General features: G+C 72.6%; 16 protein-coding genes and 1 pseudogene. 7 read left to right on the forward strand and 10 right to left on the reverse strand.

Annotation, left to right across the window (positions count from 1 at the left end):
• Positions 1-54 precede the first annotated feature (54 nt).
• From FB557_RS02075 to FB557_RS02100, 6 genes are all read right to left on the reverse strand, one after another.
• Positions 55-1,077: an alpha/beta hydrolase gene (locus FB557_RS02075; RefSeq protein ID WP_144855181.1), complete on the reverse strand. Its 1,023-nt coding sequence runs from the start codon at positions 1,075-1,077 to the stop codon at positions 55-57.
• A 65-nt stretch (positions 1,078-1,142) separates the two neighbouring features.
• Positions 1,143-2,144, reverse strand: a complete 1,002-nt coding sequence (locus FB557_RS02080; protein WP_144855184.1) for a 1-acyl-sn-glycerol-3-phosphate acyltransferase — start codon at positions 2,142-2,144, stop codon at positions 1,143-1,145.
• The gene (locus tag FB557_RS02085) at positions 2,141-2,959 is read right to left on the reverse strand and encodes a patatin-like phospholipase family protein (RefSeq protein WP_170236150.1); all 819 of its coding nucleotides are present in this window, start codon (positions 2,957-2,959) and stop codon (positions 2,141-2,143) included. Before FB557_RS02085 ends, FB557_RS02080 begins: the two co-directional genes overlap by 4 nt.
• Positions 2,956-4,038, reverse strand: a complete 1,083-nt coding sequence (locus FB557_RS02090; RefSeq protein ID WP_246074327.1) for a transglutaminase family protein — start codon at positions 4,036-4,038, stop codon at positions 2,956-2,958. Before FB557_RS02090 ends, FB557_RS02085 begins: the two co-directional genes overlap by 4 nt.
• The gene (locus FB557_RS02095; protein WP_144855186.1) at positions 4,035-6,611 is read right to left on the reverse strand and encodes a circularly permuted type 2 ATP-grasp protein; all 2,577 of its coding nucleotides are present in this window, start codon (positions 6,609-6,611) and stop codon (positions 4,035-4,037) included. The genes FB557_RS02090 and FB557_RS02095 overlap by 4 nt, the downstream gene beginning before the upstream one ends.
• A gap of 69 nt (positions 6,612-6,680) precedes the next feature.
• Complete coding sequence (locus FB557_RS02100; protein WP_144855188.1) at positions 6,681-7,544, reverse strand: SDR family oxidoreductase; 864 nt, start codon at positions 7,542-7,544, stop codon at positions 6,681-6,683.
• A gap of 120 nt (positions 7,545-7,664) precedes the next feature.
• Here FB557_RS02100 and FB557_RS02105 point away from each other — a divergent pair, with 120 nt between their 5' ends.
• Positions 7,665-7,940, forward strand: coding sequence for a DUF7218 family protein (locus FB557_RS02105; protein ID WP_144855190.1), 276 nt, complete (start codon positions 7,665-7,667; stop codon positions 7,938-7,940).
• Positions 7,941-7,971: 31 nt separating this feature from the next.
• Here FB557_RS02105 and FB557_RS02110 read toward each other — a convergent pair whose 3' ends face one another.
• Entirely contained in the window at positions 7,972-9,021 is a 1,050-nt protein-coding gene (locus tag FB557_RS02110; RefSeq protein ID WP_144855192.1) for an NAD(P)H-binding protein, read from the reverse strand.
• 128 nt (positions 9,022-9,149) lie between these two features.
• On the opposite strand from FB557_RS02110, the gene FB557_RS02115 reads away from it, so the two are divergent.
• The 5 genes from FB557_RS02115 (at position 9,150) to FB557_RS02135 (ending at position 14,308) form a co-directional block, all read left to right on the forward strand.
• A complete protein-coding gene (locus FB557_RS02115; RefSeq protein WP_170236151.1) occupies positions 9,150-9,731 on the forward strand; it encodes a winged helix-turn-helix domain-containing protein in 582 nt (193 codons plus the stop codon).
• Entirely contained in the window at positions 9,724-11,061 is a 1,338-nt protein-coding gene (locus FB557_RS02120) for an MFS transporter (protein ID WP_144855196.1), read from the forward strand. Before FB557_RS02115 ends, FB557_RS02120 begins: the two co-directional genes overlap by 8 nt.
• 58 nt (positions 11,062-11,119) lie before the next feature.
• Positions 11,120-12,010, forward strand: a complete 891-nt coding sequence (locus FB557_RS02125; protein ID WP_144855198.1) for a M23 family metallopeptidase — start codon at positions 11,120-11,122, stop codon at positions 12,008-12,010.
• Between the two features lie 245 nt (positions 12,011-12,255).
• A complete protein-coding gene (locus tag FB557_RS02130; RefSeq protein ID WP_144855200.1) occupies positions 12,256-13,734 on the forward strand; it encodes a DEAD/DEAH box helicase in 1,479 nt (492 codons plus the stop codon).
• 103 nt (positions 13,735-13,837) lie between these two features.
• Complete coding sequence (locus tag FB557_RS02135) at positions 13,838-14,308, forward strand: SRPBCC family protein (protein WP_144855202.1); 471 nt, start codon at positions 13,838-13,840, stop codon at positions 14,306-14,308.
• Between the two features lie 39 nt (positions 14,309-14,347).
• On the opposite strand, the gene FB557_RS02140 is transcribed toward FB557_RS02135, so the two are convergent.
• Genes FB557_RS02140 through FB557_RS02150 form a run of 3 tightly spaced genes read right to left on the reverse strand, consistent with a single transcriptional unit; the run spans position 14,348 to position 17,692 of the window.
• Positions 14,348-15,163: an acyl-CoA thioesterase gene (locus FB557_RS02140; protein WP_144855204.1), complete on the reverse strand. Its 816-nt coding sequence runs from the start codon at positions 15,161-15,163 to the stop codon at positions 14,348-14,350.
• Positions 15,164-15,194: 31 nt separating this feature from the next.
• On the reverse strand, positions 15,195-16,517 hold the full coding sequence (locus FB557_RS02145; protein WP_144855206.1) for a D-arabinono-1,4-lactone oxidase: 1,323 nt from the start codon (positions 16,515-16,517) through the stop codon (positions 15,195-15,197).
• Positions 16,514-17,692, reverse strand: coding sequence for an alanine racemase (locus FB557_RS02150; RefSeq protein ID WP_144855208.1), 1,179 nt, complete (start codon positions 17,690-17,692; stop codon positions 16,514-16,516). Before FB557_RS02150 ends, FB557_RS02145 begins: the two co-directional genes overlap by 4 nt.
• Before the next feature lie 106 nt (positions 17,693-17,798).
• Here FB557_RS02150 and FB557_RS14855 point away from each other — a divergent pair.
• Positions 17,799-18,266: pseudogene (locus tag FB557_RS14855) on the forward strand (MerR family transcriptional regulator); the annotation flags it as partial.
• Between the last annotated feature and the right edge of the window lie 115 nt (positions 18,267-18,381).

Raw genomic sequence — 18,381 nt, forward strand, 5'->3', positions numbered from 1 at the left:
CCCGAACATCCCCGCCCTTCGGTGGGCGCGAGGAGGGCGGATTCGCCGGCGCCCTCAGGCTGGGCCCGCCAGCCCGAGCACCGCCCGCCCGAAGTCAGCGCGCAGCCGCAGGCACTCGCGCGCCTCGGGGGAGGAGGCGTCGTTCTCGAAGGCATGCCACATGCCCTCCCAGATCCGCAGCTCGACCTCGCCGCCGGCCGCGCGCAGGGCGGCGGCGATCTGCACGGCGTCGGAGAGGAAGAGGTCGCGGGTGCCGGAGGTGAGCAGGGTCGGCGGCGCGGGCGCGTCCCACCGCGCGTGCACGGGGGAGACGAAGGGGTCGGTGGCGGGCGTGTCCGCCCGATAGGCCTTGGCGAAGCGCTCCTGCTGACCGCCCCACCGCACGACGGGGTCGCGGCCTTCGTTGGCGCTGTAGGAGTCGCCCCGGCCGGCGAGGTCGCCGAAGGGGGTGGCGGCGATCAGTCCCAGCGGCTCGGGACCGTCGTCGCCCGCCTCGGAGCGCAAGCGCTGGAGCACCCCGAGCGCGAGGTTGGCCCCCGCGGACTGCCCGCCGAGGACGACCCGCGGCCCCCACGCCCGGACGTGGGCTCGGTAGGCGGCGAGGCACCCGTCGAGCCCGGCGGGGTAGGGGTGCTCCGGCGCGAGCGGGTACTCCACGGACACCACGGGGACCCCGAGGTCGGCGGCGAGGCGCACCGCGGCGCCGTCGAGCGCGGACCCCCAGCAGAAGCCGCCGCCGTGGATCCAGAAGACCCACGGCTGGGCCGAGGCGAGATCGGGCGAAGGGGTGTCAGCTCCCCCGTCGTCGGTCCACCGAGGTGTTGACGGGGTGAGGACGAGGCTGGTGACGGCGACCCCGTCGACGTCGACGCTGATCTGGGAGGCGGTGATGTCGACGCCGGTGGTGCGGGCGAGGCGGTGCACGGCGTCCCGGCGTGACCGCAGCCCGCTCGCGCGCAGCCGGGCGGTGATCCTGGGGGTCAGCGGCCAGCGGTGCGTGGCGTTCTCGGCCTGGTGCGCGACCTGCGCGGCCTCGGGAGAGATGGTCAGCGGGAGCGGCAGGTCGCGGCGCAGCATGTCTTCGATCCTCGCATCTGCGGGCAGCGCCTTCGCCGCACCTCGGGGAGCGTGGGGTTCGAGGATCAGCGGTGGTGGCTGGCGATCCAGTCGTTGATCTGGGTCCACCGCTCGTCGAGCCAGGTCTCGATGGCGTCGGGGTCGCGGGGGACCTCCTCGGGCGGGTAGTGCCAGCTGCGCACCCGTAGGCCCTGCTCGCGGTCGAAGGGGATGGCCCGCCAGATCGCGAGCGGGCTGTCGAGCAGCTCCAGCCCGGTGTGGGCGATCACCGTCACCCCGGCATCCGGGCGCGCGGTGAGTAGCGTCTGCACGCCACGCGGGCGGTGCGGCAGCAGCCACGGCCACCGGCCGGCCCGCTCGGCCCGCTCGGTCTCCCCGGCCTCGGTCAGCCGGGCCACCTCGGCCCGCTGCCGGTGCACGGTCCAGTTGCGTCCCTCGGGGAAGATCAGCAGCGCGTCCCGAGGGGCGAGCCGACGGGCGAGCTGGGTCACCCCCTTCGTCCGGTCGTCCCCGGCACCGGAGCGGGACGGCACGAAGTACGCGCGCAGGCGACGCAGCACCATCGCGATGCCGGGGTCCCACAGCAGGCCGGCGGCGAGCACGATCCGCGGCACCCTGCCGCCGTGGCTGGTGAGCAGCCACGCCAGGGCGAGCGAGTCCGCCGGTCCGCCGTGCCGGGAGAGGACGATGACGGGGGCGTCCTCGTCGCCGAGGTCGAGCGTCCTGTCGACGTCGACGCGGAAGCCCACCCAGTGCCGGGCGGTGCGGAAGAAGTTGTCCAGGGCGTCGCGGATGATCGCCTCGTGGTCGGCGACCCAGGTCGGGCTCCACCCGCGCGGAGAGCGTGCGCTGAGCCACAGGCACTGACCGACCGCGCCGACGTCCTCCCAGATGAAGTAGATCGCGAGGAAGGTGACCCGCACGAGCCGGAGCCGCCGGTCGACCGGCCAGAGCAGCAGCCCGAGAGCGATGACCGGCAGCGCGAGGGCGGTCAGGACGACGGCGACACCGGGCCAGAGGACCCGCAGCACGACCTGCAGCCAGTAGGGCGGAGGGGCGACCTTCATGGCTGCAGCGCGAGGAGGTCGGCGGTCGCTTCGTAGGCCGTGCGGACCCGGTCGGCCACGGTGCTGCCCCGGCCGATGGAGAAGGTCGACAGCGCCGGGCTGCGCTCGGCCCCGCTGGGCAGGACGTGCAGCTCGACGTCGTCGGGGACGGTCGCGATCTCCTCGACGAAGCGGTGCCGCCGCGCGATCTCGAAGGTGACCAGCCCAAGGTCCCACGGGTTGCTCGGGACGCTCAGCGGCTGCTCGATCCGCCCGACGTGCAGCACGTAGATCCGGGTCGCGCCGAGGGTGAGCGCTCGCCCGACGGGGATCGAGTGCACCAGCCCGCCGTCGAGATAGTGCCGCCCGTCGATCGCGACCGGGGCGAAAAGCCCGGGCACGGCGCAGGACGCGGCGACCGCGGGCGCGATCGGACCGGAGGAGAACCAGCGCGAGGCAGCGGTCTCGATCTCGGCGGCGACGCACTGGAAGGGCACCGACAGCTCCTCGAAGTCGGTGACCGACAGGTGCTTCTCGACCAGCCCCGGGATCGTCGAGGGTGACATCACGTGCGTCCCCGACCGGGCGAAGCGCGCCGCCTGGCGCACCGGAGACTCCTTGAGCGCGCCGGAGCGGACCACCTCGACCCACAGCTCCTCGAGCGCAGCCACGGCGTCGCTGCTCGGGTCGGCGGCGACGAAAGCGCCGTTGACCGACCCGATGCTCGTGCCGAGGACGAGGTCGGGGGTGATGCCGTGCTCGAGCAGGGCGCGCAGCATGCCGACCTCGGTAGCCCCGAGAATCCCACCGCCGCCGAGGACGAAGGCGGTGGTCACGACGGGGCGGGGGGATCGGGGGCCGGGGTGGGCGGCATCGCCGGGGGCGCGGGGTCTGCAGGCGAAGGGGTGACCCGCGGGTCCGGGCGGTCCTGGCGGATGACGTCGACCTCCACCTTGAGCTTGCTGCCCTTGCCCTCGGTGTAGATGACTCCCTTCAGCGGTGAGACGTCGCGGAAGTCCCGGCCCCAGCCGGTGACGACGTACCGGCTGTCGGCGAAGTGGTTGTTCGTCGGGTCGAGGTCGACCCACTGACCGTCGGGAGCCATCGCGGACACCCAGGCGTGGCTGGCGTCGGAGCCGGCGAGCTTGAGCTTGCCCGGCGGTGGGGTGGTCTCGATGTACCCCGAGACGTACCGACCCGGGATGCCCACTGCTCGCAGGCAGCCGACGGCCAGATGGGCGAAGTCCTGGCACACCCCTTCGCGCTGCTCCAGGAGCTCGGGCAAGGTCGTCTTGACGCTCGTCGTTCCCTTCGCGTAGGCGAAGTCGCGGTAGATCCGCGAGTACAGCGCGACGAGGGCCGAGCCGAAGGGCCGGTCCGGGGGGAGGATCGTCGCGGCGTACTCCTCGACCTCTCCGGTGACGTCGACCAGGGTCGACGGGAGGCGGTACTGGGTGGCCTCGACGAGGTCGATGGTCGGCCCCTGCTCAGCGTCATCGCCCGGGCCGGCCCCCTTCGCATCCGGTGCGCCGCCGGCGCGGATCAGCGCGGCCGCCTCGGCGACCGTCCACTGGTCGAGGTGGTCCATGTCCGGCGCCGGCCACTCGATCTCCAGGTGCGATCGCTTGGTGACGGTGAGCGTGGTGTGGTTGGTACTCACCTCGTAGTAGTAGCTCCGGTTGCCGAAGTGGTCGACGTGCTCGGAGAGGACCGCCGGCTCGGGGTCGATCTGCACCTCGTGATCGACGATGTGCTGCTGGGGGGTCTCTCGCGGCGCGAGCATCGCCCGGCCGAAGGAGGTCGTGACGTCCTCCTCGTAGAGGTACTCGGTCCTGTGGACCACCTCGTACGGTCGGCGGGTGTGGTTCTCCGGGTCGACCGTCGGGGTGAGGTCCTCGGTCTCCTCGTCGCTCACCAGGGGGCTCCGTCCGTCCACTGCGTGGTCTCCACGCTGCGCTGGGTGCCCTTGCGCACGAAGTAGCGCTCCTCGATGTCGAGGTGGGCCTGGCTGAGTCGAGTGGTCAGCTGGTCGAGGGTGTTGTAGAGCCCGGCCCGGTCCTCGGCCATGAGCTCGCGCATCTCGAGCCCGGCCACGTCCTCGGCGATGGCGTGCGCCTCGGAGGCGACGTCGTCCTCGCCGATGACGTCTAGCGCCTCGGCCATCCGGGTGAGCTGGAAGACCACCGACCGCGGGTTGATCGCGTCGCCGAGGAGCAGGGAGACCGCGGACTCGACGGCCGACAGCGGGCCGAGCCCGGCGGCCAGACGACGCCGGTAGGTGATGACGGACTCCGCGGCCATGAGCGCGGCCTCGGTGATCGCCCCCTCGACGAGGGGACTGCGCTCGACGGCGAGGGTGTGCCGCAGCAGGCGAACCGTCTGCTGTGCCCGCTCCATCCGTCGCCCTGCCTCGGTGAAGGCCCACGCGGGGTCGCGCACGGTGGACTCGACGGCGATCCCGGACAGCGCCAGGTAGGCCTCGATGACCTCCATGAGCAGCTCTTGCAGGTCGTCCTCGGGCTGGGCATGGGCGAGCACGTCCTCGAGTCGGCTCACGACGAGCCAGGTGTCGCCGGAGAGCTGCTCCCGCAGCGACTGTGCCGCGATGACCGCGCGGCGCGAGCTGTAGGCGACCGAGCCGACGGTGGAGGGGTCGAGGACGAGGTCGCGCAGGTGGGGCAACGGGGCCGCGACGCGGTCCTCACTCCCTTCGCCGACGAAGCCGGGGCCGGTGGCGGTGATCGAGGTGACGGCGCGCAGCAGCGCCACCATCGCGGCGTGCCCGGTGCTGCCGGGCCGGCCGGCGTGGTCGTCGACGAGGTCGTCCGCGACCCGCAGGACGCGGGCGGCCGACTCGGCCCGCTCGGCGTAGCGACCGAGCCAGTACAGGTCGGAGGCGACGCGCGGCGCGGGGGCGACGAGGCTCACCGCGTGGTCGACCGGAGGGCTGGGGACGAGCTCGGGCAGCGAGTCCGGCTCGCGGGTCACCGACGGCAGGTCACCCGCGAGCACCCAGACGTCCTTGCTCGGGGCGCCCACGCCGCTGGAGACGTTGGCCGAGTCGCGCTCGACCGAGAGGCGGCCGAGGCCTCCGGGCATCACGAGGTAGTCCTCGTCGTCGGCGACCGCGAAGGTGCGCAGCACGAGGTTGCGCGGGTCCAGTCCGTCGTCGGTGACGACGGGGGCGGTCGACATCGTCAGCGGGTCCTGGGCGGTCCAGCGCCACGGCTCGTCGGCGATCTTGGCGGCGAGCCGCTCGCGGTTCTCCGGGCCGAGGTCCCAGCCCCGGATCGTGTTGTCGGCGGTCACCCGGTCGATCGGGCGGATCACCAGCCCGGCCAGGTGGGTGAGGATGTGGCTCAGGTGGGTCGGCTCGCCGGCCCACCAGGTGTTCGGCGACTCCAGGAGCATGTCCTCGCCGAGCACACGGCGGCAGATCTGCGGCAGGTAGGGCACGAGGGCGGGGTTCTCCAGCAGTCCCGCGCTGAGCGGGTTGACGATCGACAGCTTGCCGGTGCGCGCCGCCTCGACCATGCCGGGCAGGCCGAGCCGGGACTCGGAGCGGAACTCCAGCTGGTCGCACCAGTCCGCGTCGACCCGCCGGATGATGACGTCGACCGGGACCTGGCCGCTCGTGGTCCGCATCCAGATCCGGCCGTCGCTGGAGACGAGGTCGTCGGACTCCACGAGGGGGAAGCCGAGGAGCATGGCCTGGAAGGCCTGGTCGAAGGCGGTCTCGCTGAGGGTGCCGGGGGAGAGGATGACCACCCGCGGGAGGTCGTGGGGGTCTGGTGCGACCTGCCGGACGGCGCGCTGCACGCCGTAGAAGAAGCCGCGCAGCCGGGAGAGGTCGCTGGCCCGGTGCAGGTCCGGCATGACGCGGGCGATGATCCGGCGGTTGGCCATCGCGTAGCCGGCGCCGCTGGGTGCCTGTGCCCGGTCCGCGTAGACCCGCCAGGTGCCTTCGCTGTCGCGGGCCAAGTCGGTCGCGGGCAGGACGAGCTGGTGCTTGCCCGGCAGGGTGATCCCCTCGGCCTGGGGGAGCCAGCCGGCGTGGCCGAAGATCGCCTGCCCCGGGATGGTGCCGTCGCGCACGAGGCGTTGCTCGTCGTTGAGGTCGGTCAGGACCGCGTCGAGCAGGTGGGCCCGCTGCTTGATACCGCGCTCGAGCCCGGTCCACTCGTCGTTGTCGATGACCAGCGGCAGCGGGTCGACCTGCCAGGGGCCGGCGGACTGCGGCGGCCGGTCGGTGCGAACCCGGTCACCGTCGTCGGCGGGGCGTCCGGCGCCGTAGGTGATGCCGTCGTCGGCGACGAAGCGGCGGGTCTCGCGCACCCGCTGCTGCAGCGCGTCCAGGCCGAGTCGCTCGATGGCGGCGGTCAGGGCGGTGGCGTGCTCACGGGTGCCGTCGAGGGTGACGGTCTCGTCGATCCCCTCGGGCCGCTCGTGGACGAGGGCGCGGTAGGCCACCAACGGATCGGCGCTCATGGGTCGTCACCTTACGAGAGGACACCTCGGCGTTGTCTGAGGATCTCGAGGGCGGCGGCGGTCGGCGGCTCAGAAGATCGGCTTGCCACCGGTCACGCCGAGCACGGTGCCCGAGACGTAGGACGCCTCGTCCGAGGCGAGATAGACGTAGGCGCTGGCCACCTCGACCGGGTGCCCGGCCCGGCCGAGCGGCGTGTCGCTGCCGAAGCCCTCGACCTTGTCCGCAGCCATGGTCGAGGGGATGAGGGGGGTCCAGATCGGGCCCGGCGCGACCGCGTTGACCCGGGTGCCTTGCGGCCCGAGCTCGGCGGCGAGGTTGACGACGAGGTTGTTCAGCGCGGCCTTGGTCGAGGCGTAGTCGAGCAGGTGCGAGCTGGGCTCCATCGCCTGGATCGAGGTGGTGACGATGACGACACCGCCGGCGAGCTCCTCGCGCAGCGCCTGGCTCAGCCAGAACGGCCCGAAGACGTTGGTCTCGTACGTTCGCTGGATCTGCCCGCCGGGGAAGTCCTCGAGGTCGTCGTGGGTCATCTGGTAGGCGGCGTTGCAGACGAGCACGTCGACCCCGCCGAGCTCGGCGACGGCCGTGCGGGCGAGGTCGTCGTTGGCCTCCTCGGTGCGCAGGTCGGCGGGCAGGAGGTGGCAGGCGCGCCCGGTCTGCTGGACCTGGCGCTGGGTCTCCTCGGCGTCGGCCTGCTCCTCGGGCAGGTAGGAGATCGCGACGTCGGCGCCCTCCTTGGCAAACGTGAGAGCCACCGCCCGTCCGATGCCGGAGTCGCCGCCGGTGATCAGAGCCCGCTTGCCGGTGAGCCGGTCCCGGCCGGTCCAGCTCTGCTCGCCGTGGTCGGGTTGCGGGTCGAGGTCGGCGGTGGTGCCGGGCCACTGCTGGGTCTGGCCGGGGATCGTCGACAGGTCTGCGCGCTGGGAGGTCATGCTCAGTGTCTACCGGGCGAAGGGGGTGAGGTGGCCGCTTAGGGGCCGCTGGCCTGGGCAGACGGGCTACCTTCGACGAAGGAGCCGCCTGCCGGCGGACCACGGATGGCAGGAGTCGACATGCCCCAGAAGAAGCGCGGGCCGGGCCCCTCGATCAAGGACCCGGAGATGTACGAGGCGCTGCGCGACGACGGCGAGAGCAAGGCCAAGGCGGCCGCGATCTCCAACGCGGCGGCGAACAGCTCACGCGAGGAGGTGGGCCGGCGCGGCGGCAAGGGCGAGGACTACGACGAGCGCACCAAGGACGAGCTCATGCAGCGCGCCCAGGAGCTCGACATTGAGGGGCGCTCCTCGATGAGCAAGGATGAGCTGATCGAGGCGCTGCGCAACCACTGACCTGGTCGGGCCGGTCCGGGGCGCGGACTCCTCAGGAGCCGCCGACCAGCCGGTCCGCGATCGAGCGGACCGCCTGCGCGGCCCGCTCGCCCACCCCTTCGCCGCTGCCTCCGGACGCCCAGGCCGGGTCCTGCGGCATCGGCCCCATCGGGTCGGCGTTCTCCGGGTGGGACGGGTCGTTCTCGCGCGGGTCGGGCAGCGCCCGGCGGATCGCCTCCTCCATGCCGACCAGCTCGTGCCCCTCCGGCAGCAGGTCGCGGTGGAAGTCGTCCTCGGCGGCCACCATGTCGTGGTGCAGGCTCTCGACCAGGGCCTCGACGGTGGGGGCGGGCACGTCGGTGAGCACACCGGTGAGCGAGCCGACGAGGTCGGTGGGCATCAGGGGCACCTCGACCTGGGGCCGCTTCAGGTCGGCGACCTCGGCGTAGGTCTCGAGCAGATCGCCGTACGGCATCCGCTCGGGCCCGCCGATGTCGTAGTGCCGGGTCGCGGAGTCGACGGTGAGGGCACCGGCCAGGGCGGTGAGGGCGTCGACGACCGCGACCGGCTGCACGTCGGAGTTCATCCAGTCCGGCACGGTCTGCACCGGCAGCCGCTCGCTGACCTGGCGGATGATCTCGAAGGAGGTCGAGCCGCTGCCCATGAGCACCGCGGCGCGCAGCGTGATCGTCGTCGCCGAGGTGCCCGAGAGGATCTGCTCCACCTCGTGCCGGGAGGTGACGTGGTCCGAGAGCTCGTCGGCCGGGGCATCCGGGACGATGCCGGAGAGGTAGACCACGCGCTGCACCCCGTGCTGGTCGACGGCTGCGGCGACGTGCTGCGCGGCCTCGCGGTCCTTCTCGACGAAGTCGTCGCCCCCCATGCCGTGCACGAGGTAGTAGACCGCGTCCATGCCCTGCAGGGCGGCTGAGACCTCTTGCTCGTCGAGGATGTCCATCTCGACGGTCTCGACGCGCTCGGACCACCACGGCTGCTCCTCGCCCGGCGTGGTGGTCGTGCGCACCGCGTAGCCGGCGTCGAGCAGCAGCGGGACGAGGCGGCTGCCGACGTAGCCGGTGGCGCCGGTGACGAGGACTCGCATGGTCTTCTCCTTGTCTCGGGGTCGGTCGAACTCTCACCGGGAGAGCGGGCGGTGTCAACGCCATGTCCAACCTGGCCCAACACCAAAGGAAAGTGTGCAAAGGAATCTTTGCGGTCTATTCTCTCTCCGTGACCCGACCCGACGCCATCACCCCGGACGTCACCGCGCTCAAGGCGATCGCTCACCCCCTTCGCCTCCGGCTGCTCGGTGAGCTGCGGCTGCACGGACCGTCCACGGCCACCCGGCTCGCGGCCGTCGTCGGGGAGAGCTCGGGGGCGACCAGCTATCACCTGCGCCAGCTGGAGCGGCACGGCTTCGTCGAGGACGCCGCCGAGCTCGGGACCAGGCGGGAGCGATGGTGGCGGGCAGCGGCCCAGTTCACCAGCGTCGGGTGGCCGGAGGCGGGCGAAGGGAGGGACGCGGCCGGCGCCTTCCACCAGGCCGTGGTGTCGATGTATGCCCGCACGGCGCAGCAGGCTGCCGAGGAGCAGTCGACCCTGCCCGAGTCGTGGGCGGCGCTGACCAGCGCAAGCGATGCCGTCGTGCGGGTGACGGCGGAGCAGGCCGAGCAGATCCGCCGCCGCCTCGAGCAGCTGATCTGGCAGGTCGTCGAGGAGTACCCGGCCGCGACCGACGAGGCGTCGCCGGGCGCGCGCCTGTACCAGGTGCAGGTGCAGTCCTTCGCCATGCCGGGGCAGGGTGATGACTGAGCGAGCCGACCTGCGCACCGAGGGCGTGCCGTCGGTGGCTGCCGCGCGGCGGACCTTCTACCTGCTGACGATCACCCGGTGGGTGCCGACCGGCTTCGTCGTCGGCCTCTTCGTGCTGTGGGCCCTCGACATCGGGCTGAGCACCGCCGAGGCGCTCACCCAGATGGCGGTGATCGGGGTCGTCGTCGCGCTGCTCGAGCTGCCGACGAGCGGCTTCACCGACGCCTTCGGGCGCCGCCCGGTCTACCTCGCCGCGGCGGCGGTCCAGGTCGCCTCAGCAGTGGCGTACCTCGTCGCCGAGGGGCCGGTGAGCTATCTGCTCGCCGGCGTGCTCATGGGCGCCTTCCGAGCCCTGGAGTCCGGCCCGCTCGAGGCGTGGTTCGTCGACGCCGTGCACGTGCACGAGCCCGGTGCCGACGTAGACCAGCCGCTGGCGCGCGCGGCCTCGCTCGTCGGTGCCAGCATGGCCAGCACCTCGCTCCTCGCCGGTCTGCTCGTGTGGTGGCACCCCTTCGCCGCACGCTCCCCGCTCGAGTTGCCGATGATCCTCTTCGCCGTCACCGCACTCGGCCACCTCCTCGCCGTCGCCCTGCTCATGCGCGAGGTGCCGCACCTGCACGCCGACGCGGCCACCGACGACCTCGTCGTCGACGATGACCCCGGCGAGAGCGCGTGGGCCCGCGCGCTGCGCTCGGCCCGGGCCACCCCTTCGGTCATCCGCAGCGGGCTGCGGCTGCTGCGCGCCAGCGCCGCCCTGCGCGGGGTGATCCTCGCCGGGGCGCTCACCTCGGTCGTCATGGTCGTGCAGGAGAGCCTCATGCCGATCCGTCTCACCGAGCTCCTCGGCGACGACCTGGGTCGCTCCGGGGCGTGGATGGGACCGGTCGCGGCGCTCGGGTGGGGGGCCTTCGCGCTCGGGGCCGCGGGCTACGGGCGGCTCGCCCGGCGGCTGGGTGTCGCCCGCACCGCGATGCTCGGGCGCGCCCTGCACTGCCTAGGTGCCCTGGCGATGGGGCTGATGCTGGGGCCGGTGGCGCTCGTCGGGGCGTACCTGCTCACCTACGGACTCTTCGGGAGCGGCGCGATGAACCGGGCGCTTATGCACCGCGAGGCCAGCGCAGACAACCGCGCGACCGTCTTGTCGCTCGAGTCGATGGTGACCTTCTTCGCCTTCGCGCTCGCGTCGCCGGCGCTGGGCATCCTCGCCGAGCGGACCAGCACGGCCACGGCGATGGTCGTCGCGGCGGTCGTCGGCCTCGCAGCCCTGCCCGCGTACCTGCCCGCGCTGCGCGCCGAGCGCTCTCGTCCCCTCCCCAGGGGCGCCGCCTGACCGTCGCTGTCTGCTCCTCGCCTCCGCCTATCCTCAGGCGAGGACGAAGGGAAGACCTGTGGACTCTGCACGTCGGGCGGTCGCCCGCTACCAGACCTGGTGGCTGCGGTTGGCTTTCCTCACGGTCGTGGCCGGGGAGCTCGGCGGTTCGCTGGGACCTGCCGGGTCCTTGCTGGCGGTCGTCTTCGTCGCGATGTTCTTCGTGCGGGCGCCGCGGCAGGACCACCGTAGCCCCGTGCACACCCAGCCCCCGGTGCTCGGCCGCTGGGTGCCGATCAACTCACCCGGGTCCAAGGTCCCCAGTCACGGCATCCGCGCCTACGGCCAGGCCTTCGCGATCGACATCCTGCACCCCCGCTCCATGCCACGTCCTCCGGCGCCCGGATGGGGCCTGAGCCAGCGCCCGCCCGAGGCGTACAGCTGTTTCGGCGAGCCGGTTCATGCGATGGCTGCAGGCACCGTCGTGCGCGCATCCGACGGGCTACGGGATCACCGGACGCGCAGCACCTGGCCAGGTCTGATCTACATGCTGACGATCGAGGCCGCCGCGCGTGAGGTCCTGGGCGCGGGGTTCGTCGTGGGCAACCACGTCGTCATCGACCACGGTGACGGGGTCTACTCGGCCTACGCACACCTCCAGCAGGGCTCGGTCACGGTCTCTGCCGATGACCAGGTGACGGCAGGAGAGCAGATCGCACTGGTGGGCAACTCGGGCAACACCAGCGAGCCGCACCTGCACGTCCAGCTCATGGACCACTCCCGCTTCACCGCGGCAGCAGGTCTGCCCTTCCGCTGGGAGAACATCCGGCAGCGGGGCAAGGAGACCGACGAATCCTGGTCGCACAAGCCGGTGTCGCGGCAGATCACGCCTGGCCTGCCCGCCGACGGTCAGGTCTTCGTGAGTGCATCACGGCCGCCAGGAGTGCCGACGAGGACCGAGCCGAGCTGACCGGGATCGCTCGATTCGCCCCCTTCGCCTCTCTCGCAATAGGATTGATGGCAATGGCCCGCCCAGTTCTGCTGCGGGCCGCCGCACCGGCCTCTTCGTGCCGGTGCCGGGCAGCTCACGGACGAGCCGCCCCGGAGAGACCTCCTCGCCTGCCGATGCAGCGCTGACGTCTGTTCGCCGATGCGCCGCGACACCCCGTCGCGCCGGGCAGAACGACCAGGACCACAGATGTGGAGCACCACCGCATGACCCAGACCTTCGCCGACCTCGGCGTGCCCACCCCCTTCGTCACCGCGCTTGGCCGGCGCGGCATCACCACCCCCACCCCGATCCAGGCGGCGACGCTGCCGGACAGCCTCGCCGGGCGCGACGTCCTCGGCCGCGGGCGCACCGGGTCGGGCAAGACCTTCGCCTTCCTCCTGCCGCTCGTCACCCGGCTCACGCAGGAGCCCCGCCGCCCGCAGAGCAAGCGGCCCCGCGCGCTCATCCTCGCCCCGACCCGCGAGCTCGTCGCTCAGATCGAGGAGTCCTTCGCCACCCTCACCGAGGGCACCCCGCTCACCAGCCGCGTCGTCTTCGGCGGCGTCGGCCAGGGGCCGCAGGTCGAGGCGATCCGCCGCGGCGTCGATGTCGTCATCGCCTGCCCCGGGCGCCTGGAGGACCTCATCGGCCAGGGCCACGTCAGCCTCGACGCGATCGAGGTGACGATCCTCGACGAGGCCGACCACATGGCCGACCTCGGATTCCTCCCCGGCGTGAAGCGGCTGCTGGACAAGACCCCGCGCGGCGGGCAGCGGATGCTCTTCTCCGCCACCCTCGACGCCGGCGTCGACGTGCTCGTCAAGCGCTACCTCGACCGGCCGGTCACCCACGAGGCCGACTCGGCCCAGTCGCCGGTCGAGACGATGGAGCACCACGTGCTGCGGGTCGACCCCGGCCACCACCTCGACGTGCTCGCCGACCTCGTCGCGGCGCCGGGACGCACCGTCGTCTTCGCCCGCACCAAGCACCGAGCCAAGAAGTTCGCCAAGCAGCTCGGTCAGCGCGGCGTGCCCGCCGTCGAGCTGCACGGCAACCTCAGTCAGAACGCGCGCACCCGCACGATGGACGCCTTCCACTCCGGCAAGGCGAGCACCCTCGTGGCCACCGACATCGCCGCGCGCGGCATCCACGTCGACGACGTCGCGCTCGTCATCCACGCCGACCCGCCGGTCGAGCACAAGGCGTACCTGCACCGCTCGGGCCGCACCGCGCGCGCCGGGTCCGAGGGCACCGTTATCACCCTGATGACGCCCGACCAGCGATCCGACGTGCACTCCCTCATGCGCAAGGCCGGGATCAAGCCCACGACCACTCAGGTCGCCCCCGGGCATGTGCTGCTGAGTGAGCTGGCACCCGGCGAGCGGGAGTTCCCCGGCGCCTTCGTCCCGGAGGTCCCGCAGCAGCAGTCCTCCGGCAGGGGCGGGGCGAAGGGGGGACGCTCGGGTGGTCGTCCCGGCGGCCAGGGCGGTCGCTCGGGCGGGGGCAACCGCTCCAGCGGTGGCCGCTCTGGTGGGGGCCAGCGCTCCGGCGGCCAGCGTGGCGGGTCCGGCGGGGGTCGCTCCGGGGGCTCCGGTGGCGGTCGCGCCGGCGGGCAGGGCCGCTCGGGTCAGCCGCGCTCGGGCCAGGCCGGCTCCGGTGGTGGCCGTCGGCGCACAGCGGCCGACGTCAGCGCCGGTCGCTGAGAGCACTGAGGTCGTCAGGGCACTGATTCGAAGAAGGATCGTCACCTCGAGGTGACGATCCTTCTTCGAATGCCACGGCGCCGCGGACGCTACTGTCGGGTACATGACCGACAGCCACGCCCCAGTCATCGAGGCCAGCATCGACATCGCCGCACCGCCCGAGCAGGTGTGGGCGATCGTCTCCGACCCGCGTGCCATGGGCGGCTTCTCCGACCAGGTGCTGCGCACGATCGTGCGAGGCACCGACCCGGTGGGCAAGGGCACCCGCACCCTCAACATCAACCGCCGGGGCGCTCTGGTGTGGCCCACCCGGGCCAAGGTCATCGACTTCGACCCCCCACGCCGCTACGCCTACCGGGTCAAGGACAACGCCGCGATCTGGACCTTCGACCTCGAGCCGACCGCGACGGGCACCCGCCTGACCCACCGACGGGACGCGAGCGCGGGACTCACCGACGTCTCGCTCACGCTGCAGCGCAAGGTCCTCGGCGGGGTCGCCCCCTTCGAGGCCGAGATGGAGCAGGGCATGGCCCGCACCCTCGAGCGGGTCAAGCAGGCGGCCGAGGCGGCCTGAGCCGGGCCGACGCCCTGGCTCATCCCCCTTCGCCCGAGGTCAGCCGAACACTGCGATCGTCTGCCGGCTGATCGCGACGAGCCGGCCGTCTGGGTGCCAGACGTGCGCCACGGTGTGCGCGTAGCCGTCGCGGGCTTGGTCGGTGCGGACCTCGTACTGCCAGAAGGTGTCCGGCGCGGCGGTGACGTCGTCGAGCAGCTCGAGGGTCCACGTCATCGAGCTCGCCGGACGCGGCTGGTCGAGCATCTGGATCACCGCGGGCGGCCACGCGTCGAGGAGCGAGACGAAGTGCTCCTCGCCGAAGACCGGCGGCGCCTCGCGGAAGCGCATGTACCCCTTGAGGTGGCTGGTGCCGGCGCTGCTGTATGCCCATCCGCCGTCGGCGGTGCGCAGGTCGACATGGGCGAGGAAGTCGGGGGTGGTCCCCTCGATGAACGGGATCACGCTGACCTCTTCCGGCGGGGTCAGGTCGCTCCGCTGCGCGTCCGGGTCGACGACGACCTGTGACGCGCGGGGCCGCCCGAAGCTCGCCAGCATCGCCGCCTCGACGTCACCGTCCTGGACGACGAGCACCTCGCCCTGCACCGCCGAGCGGCCCGCGCGCAGGATGCGCGGCTGCAGCTCGGCCTCGCCCGGCTCGAGCGGCCCGACGAAGGAGACCGTCATCGAGCGAAGGGGGAGCAGCCCCCCTTCGTCTGCCCCCGCGTCGGTCCCGTCGGAGGGCAGCTGCGCCTTGAGGGCGGAGAGCATGAGCCCGGCGACGAGCCCGCCGTAGGTGGCCCGGCCCTGGCCCCACCCCGGGGCGACGTGCGCGGTGCCGGTCCGGGCCTGGTCGAGCATCTCCTGGAGATCCATGAGGGAGATGGTCTCACTGCGCGCTGCGGACTCAGTCGCCTAGGACGCGCGCGAGGTAGGCGTTGGTGAACACGCGCTCGGGGTCGGCGGCGTCACGCACCGCGAGGAAGTCCTCGAAGTGGTCGTAGCGCTCGCGCAGCTGCTCGGCGGCCAGGGTGTGCATCTTGCCCCAGTGCGGGCGCCCCTCGTGGGCGGTGAAGATGTCCTGGGCCGCGGCGAAGTAGCGGGTCGGGTCGGTGCGGTGGTACTGGTGCACCGCGACGTAGCAGCTCTCCCGGGCGTGGCCGGTGGAGAGCCAGATGTCGTCAGCGGCGGTGAAGCGCACCTCGACCGGGAACGTGACGCGCTCGTGGCCGGCGTCGAACCAGCGTTGCAGCGCCGCGACGACCTCCGTGAGCGCCTCCCGCGGCATCGCGAACTCCGACTCGCGAAAGCGCACCCGCCTGGGGGAGATGAAGACCTCGTGGGAGTGGTCGACGTACTCGCGTGCCGACAACGCCGCAGCGCTGACCGCGTTGATCGACGGGGTGAAACGGGGGGCGCGTCGCCCGACCCGGTTGACGACCTCGAAGAGGCCGTTGCTCAGGAGCTCGTCGTCGACGAGACGGCGCGCGCGGCCGAGCGGGGCGCGCTCGGTGCCGGCGGGGACGCGGTTATTGCGCTTGACCAGCGCATTCTGAGTGTGCGGGAACCAGAAGAACTCGAAGTGGTCGTTGTCCCCGACCAGCTCCGGCAGCCGGTCGAGGACCTCCGGCAGCGCCATCGGCTCCTCCCGGGCGTGGAGCAGGAAGGCGGGCACGCAGCGCAGCGTCACCTCGGTGATGATGCCCAGCGCCCCGAGCGAGACCCGAGCCGCGTCGAACCACGGGTGCTCGGCGTCGATCTCGACCACCTCGCCGTCAGCGGTCACGAGCTGCAGCGCGGCCACGGCGTCGGCGATGCCCCGCAGGCGGCTCCCGGTCCCGTGCGTGCCGGTGGAGATCGCGCCGGCGACGGACTGCGGGTCGACGTCACCGAGGTTGGGCAGGGCCAGGCCGAGCGCGAGCAGCTGGCGGTTCAGCTCGTGCAGAGACATCCCGGCCTCGACGCGCACCAGGCGCTCGCCCTCGATCGGCGAAGGGGTCGCCGCCGCAGGGTGTCCGAGCAGCCTGTTCATCCGGTCGAGCCGCAGCAGCACACCCTCGGTCGCGACGATCGGGGTGAACGAGTGGCCGGCCCCGTAGGCCTTGACGGTGAGACCCTCGGAGCGGGCGGCGCGCACGACATCCCTGACCTCCTCGGTCGAAGACGGGTGGAGCACCCGTGTCGGATGCGCGCTGACGTTGCCCGCCCAGTTCTCCCAGACCTGACTCATCCGAAGTTCCGCCCTTCGCCGCGGTAGGTGGGGACCGTCTCGACGTGCCCGTCCGAGCCGACGATGCTCAGCTCGTCGAAGCGCTCGCACATCTCGCCGGCCTTGGCGTGACGGAACAGCACGCGGTCACCGACCCGCAGGTCTCGGGCCGCGCGTCCTGTGACTGGTGTCTGCACCTCTCCGGCGCCCTCGGTCCCGGTCAGCTCGAGCCCCTCGGGCCACACCGGGCTGGGCTGGCGGCTCGCCGACGCGGACCCGGAGGCGATGTACCCACCGGCGAAGCACGTGGCGACCGAGCGCGCCGGCCGGCGCACCACGTCGAGGGCGAAATACGCCGCTGGCCGCGCCTCGAAGGCGTCGTAGCGGTCGAAGAGCGTCGGCATGAAGAGACCCGAGCCGGCCGTCAGCTCGGTGACCACCGGGTCGGCGGCGCAGGCCTCGAGGCTGCCGGTCCCGCCGGCGTTGACGAACCGCAGCTGGGCGTGCTCGCCGACCGCCGCCACGATCTCGTGGCGGCGCTCGAGCAGGTCTGCGTCCGAGGCGCGCTTGACCCAGCGGACCGCCGGCGAGGTGTCGGGCAGGCCCGCGACCTGCGCGTCGTAGAACATCAGCCCGGACAGCTCGAACCCAGGGCGATCCTCGACCGCTCGGGCGACCGCGCGGGCAGCCCTCGGGGTACGCACCGGAGAGCGCCGCACACCGAGATGGACCGGGCGCACACCGAGAACACCCGGCCGCAGCGAGCAGTCGATGTCGAGGCACACCGAGATCGGAGGGTGACCTGCGCCCGCGGCAGCGATGATGACCTCGAGCGACTCGACCGAGTCGACCATGACCGTGATCGCAGCCCGTCGGTGCTCCTGTGCGACGAGGTCCCGGATCGCGCTCGCCTGCACCGCGGGGTAGGCGAGCAGGATGTCCTGCACGCCGTGATCGGCCAGCCACACGCTCTCGGCCAGCGAGTAGGTCATGACCCCGCCGAACCCGCTTCGGGTCAGCGTCCGCTCGATCACCGAACGGACCCGGACCGACTTGGTGGCCACCCGGACCGGCAGGCCGGCGGCGCGGCGCACGAGGTCGTCGGCGTTGCGCTCGAGCGCGTCCTTGTCGAGCAGCGCGAGCGGGGCGTCGAGGTGGGCCGTGGCCTCCACAAGGCGCTCTCGGTGGTCGCTCACCCGGTCAGCATGGCACGCCCCTGCGCCCACCGACCGTCGGCTCCGGCGGGCGCGGGAGGCTCGCCCGCCGCGTCAGGCCGCTTAGAATCGGACGGTGGAGACGCGGATGAGGATCGGCGAGATGGCCCAGCGCCTGGGCATCTCGACCGACGTCTTGCGCGCCTGGGAGCGACGCTACGACCTCTTCGAGCCGGAGCGCAGCACGGGCGGGTACCGCCTGTACTCCGCCGAGGACGAGCGCATCGCCCGGGACCTCATTGCCCTCCGATCACGGGGCACGCCGATTGGCACCGCGGTCGAGCAGCTGCGCGCCCGTGCGGCTGCCGGCGCGCACGAGGCTGACGGCGCCAGCGAGGAGGGCAGCGCCGGCGAGGCGCAGCCGCTGATCGACGACCTCGACCAGGCCGTCCGCGCCCTCGACCAGGTCGGCGCCACGGCAGCGGTGCGCCGGGCGACCGTCGAGCTCGGCGTCGAGGGCGCCATCAGCGCGGTGCTGCTGCCCTACCTGCACCTGCTGGGCGAGCAGTGGGCCGACGGCACGGTCTCGGTCGCGCACGAGCACTTCGCCAGCCACACCGTCCGCCGGCATGTGGGGTCGATGGCCGTCGACCTGCCCTCGGTGGGGCGCCGGGTCGCCGTCGTCGGCTGCCCGAGCAACGAGCGGCACGACATCGGTTCGCTCATGGTCG

This window comes from Marihabitans asiaticum (assembly GCF_007828725.1).
Lineage (GTDB): Bacteria > Actinomycetota > Actinomycetes > Actinomycetales > Dermatophilaceae > Marihabitans > Marihabitans asiaticum.

Coding starts and splice junctions, on each gene's coding strand:
- FB557_RS02130 (WP_144855200.1), top strand. CDS start 12,256: ATGACCCAGACCTTCGCCGACCTCGGCGTGCCCACCCCCTTCGTCACC.
- FB557_RS02095 (WP_144855186.1), bottom strand. CDS start 6,611: ATGAGCGCCGATCCGTTGGTGGCCTACCGCGCCCTCGTCCACGAGCGG.
- FB557_RS02135 (WP_144855202.1), top strand. CDS start 13,838: ATGACCGACAGCCACGCCCCAGTCATCGAGGCCAGCATCGACATCGCC.
- FB557_RS02120 (WP_144855196.1), top strand. CDS start 9,724: ATGACTGAGCGAGCCGACCTGCGCACCGAGGGCGTGCCGTCGGTGGCT.
- FB557_RS02080 (WP_144855184.1), bottom strand. CDS start 2,144: ATGAAGGTCGCCCCTCCGCCCTACTGGCTGCAGGTCGTGCTGCGGGTC.
- FB557_RS02145 (WP_144855206.1), bottom strand. CDS start 16,517: ATGAGTCAGGTCTGGGAGAACTGGGCGGGCAACGTCAGCGCGCATCCG.
- FB557_RS02105 (WP_144855190.1), top strand. CDS start 7,665: ATGCCCCAGAAGAAGCGCGGGCCGGGCCCCTCGATCAAGGACCCGGAG.
- FB557_RS02110 (WP_144855192.1), bottom strand. CDS start 9,021: ATGCGAGTCCTCGTCACCGGCGCCACCGGCTACGTCGGCAGCCGCCTC.
- FB557_RS02075 (WP_144855181.1), bottom strand. CDS start 1,077: ATGCTGCGCCGCGACCTGCCGCTCCCGCTGACCATCTCTCCCGAGGCC.
- FB557_RS02140 (WP_144855204.1), bottom strand. CDS start 15,163: ATGGATCTCCAGGAGATGCTCGACCAGGCCCGGACCGGCACCGCGCAC.
- FB557_RS02100 (WP_144855188.1), bottom strand. CDS start 7,544: ATGACCTCCCAGCGCGCAGACCTGTCGACGATCCCCGGCCAGACCCAG.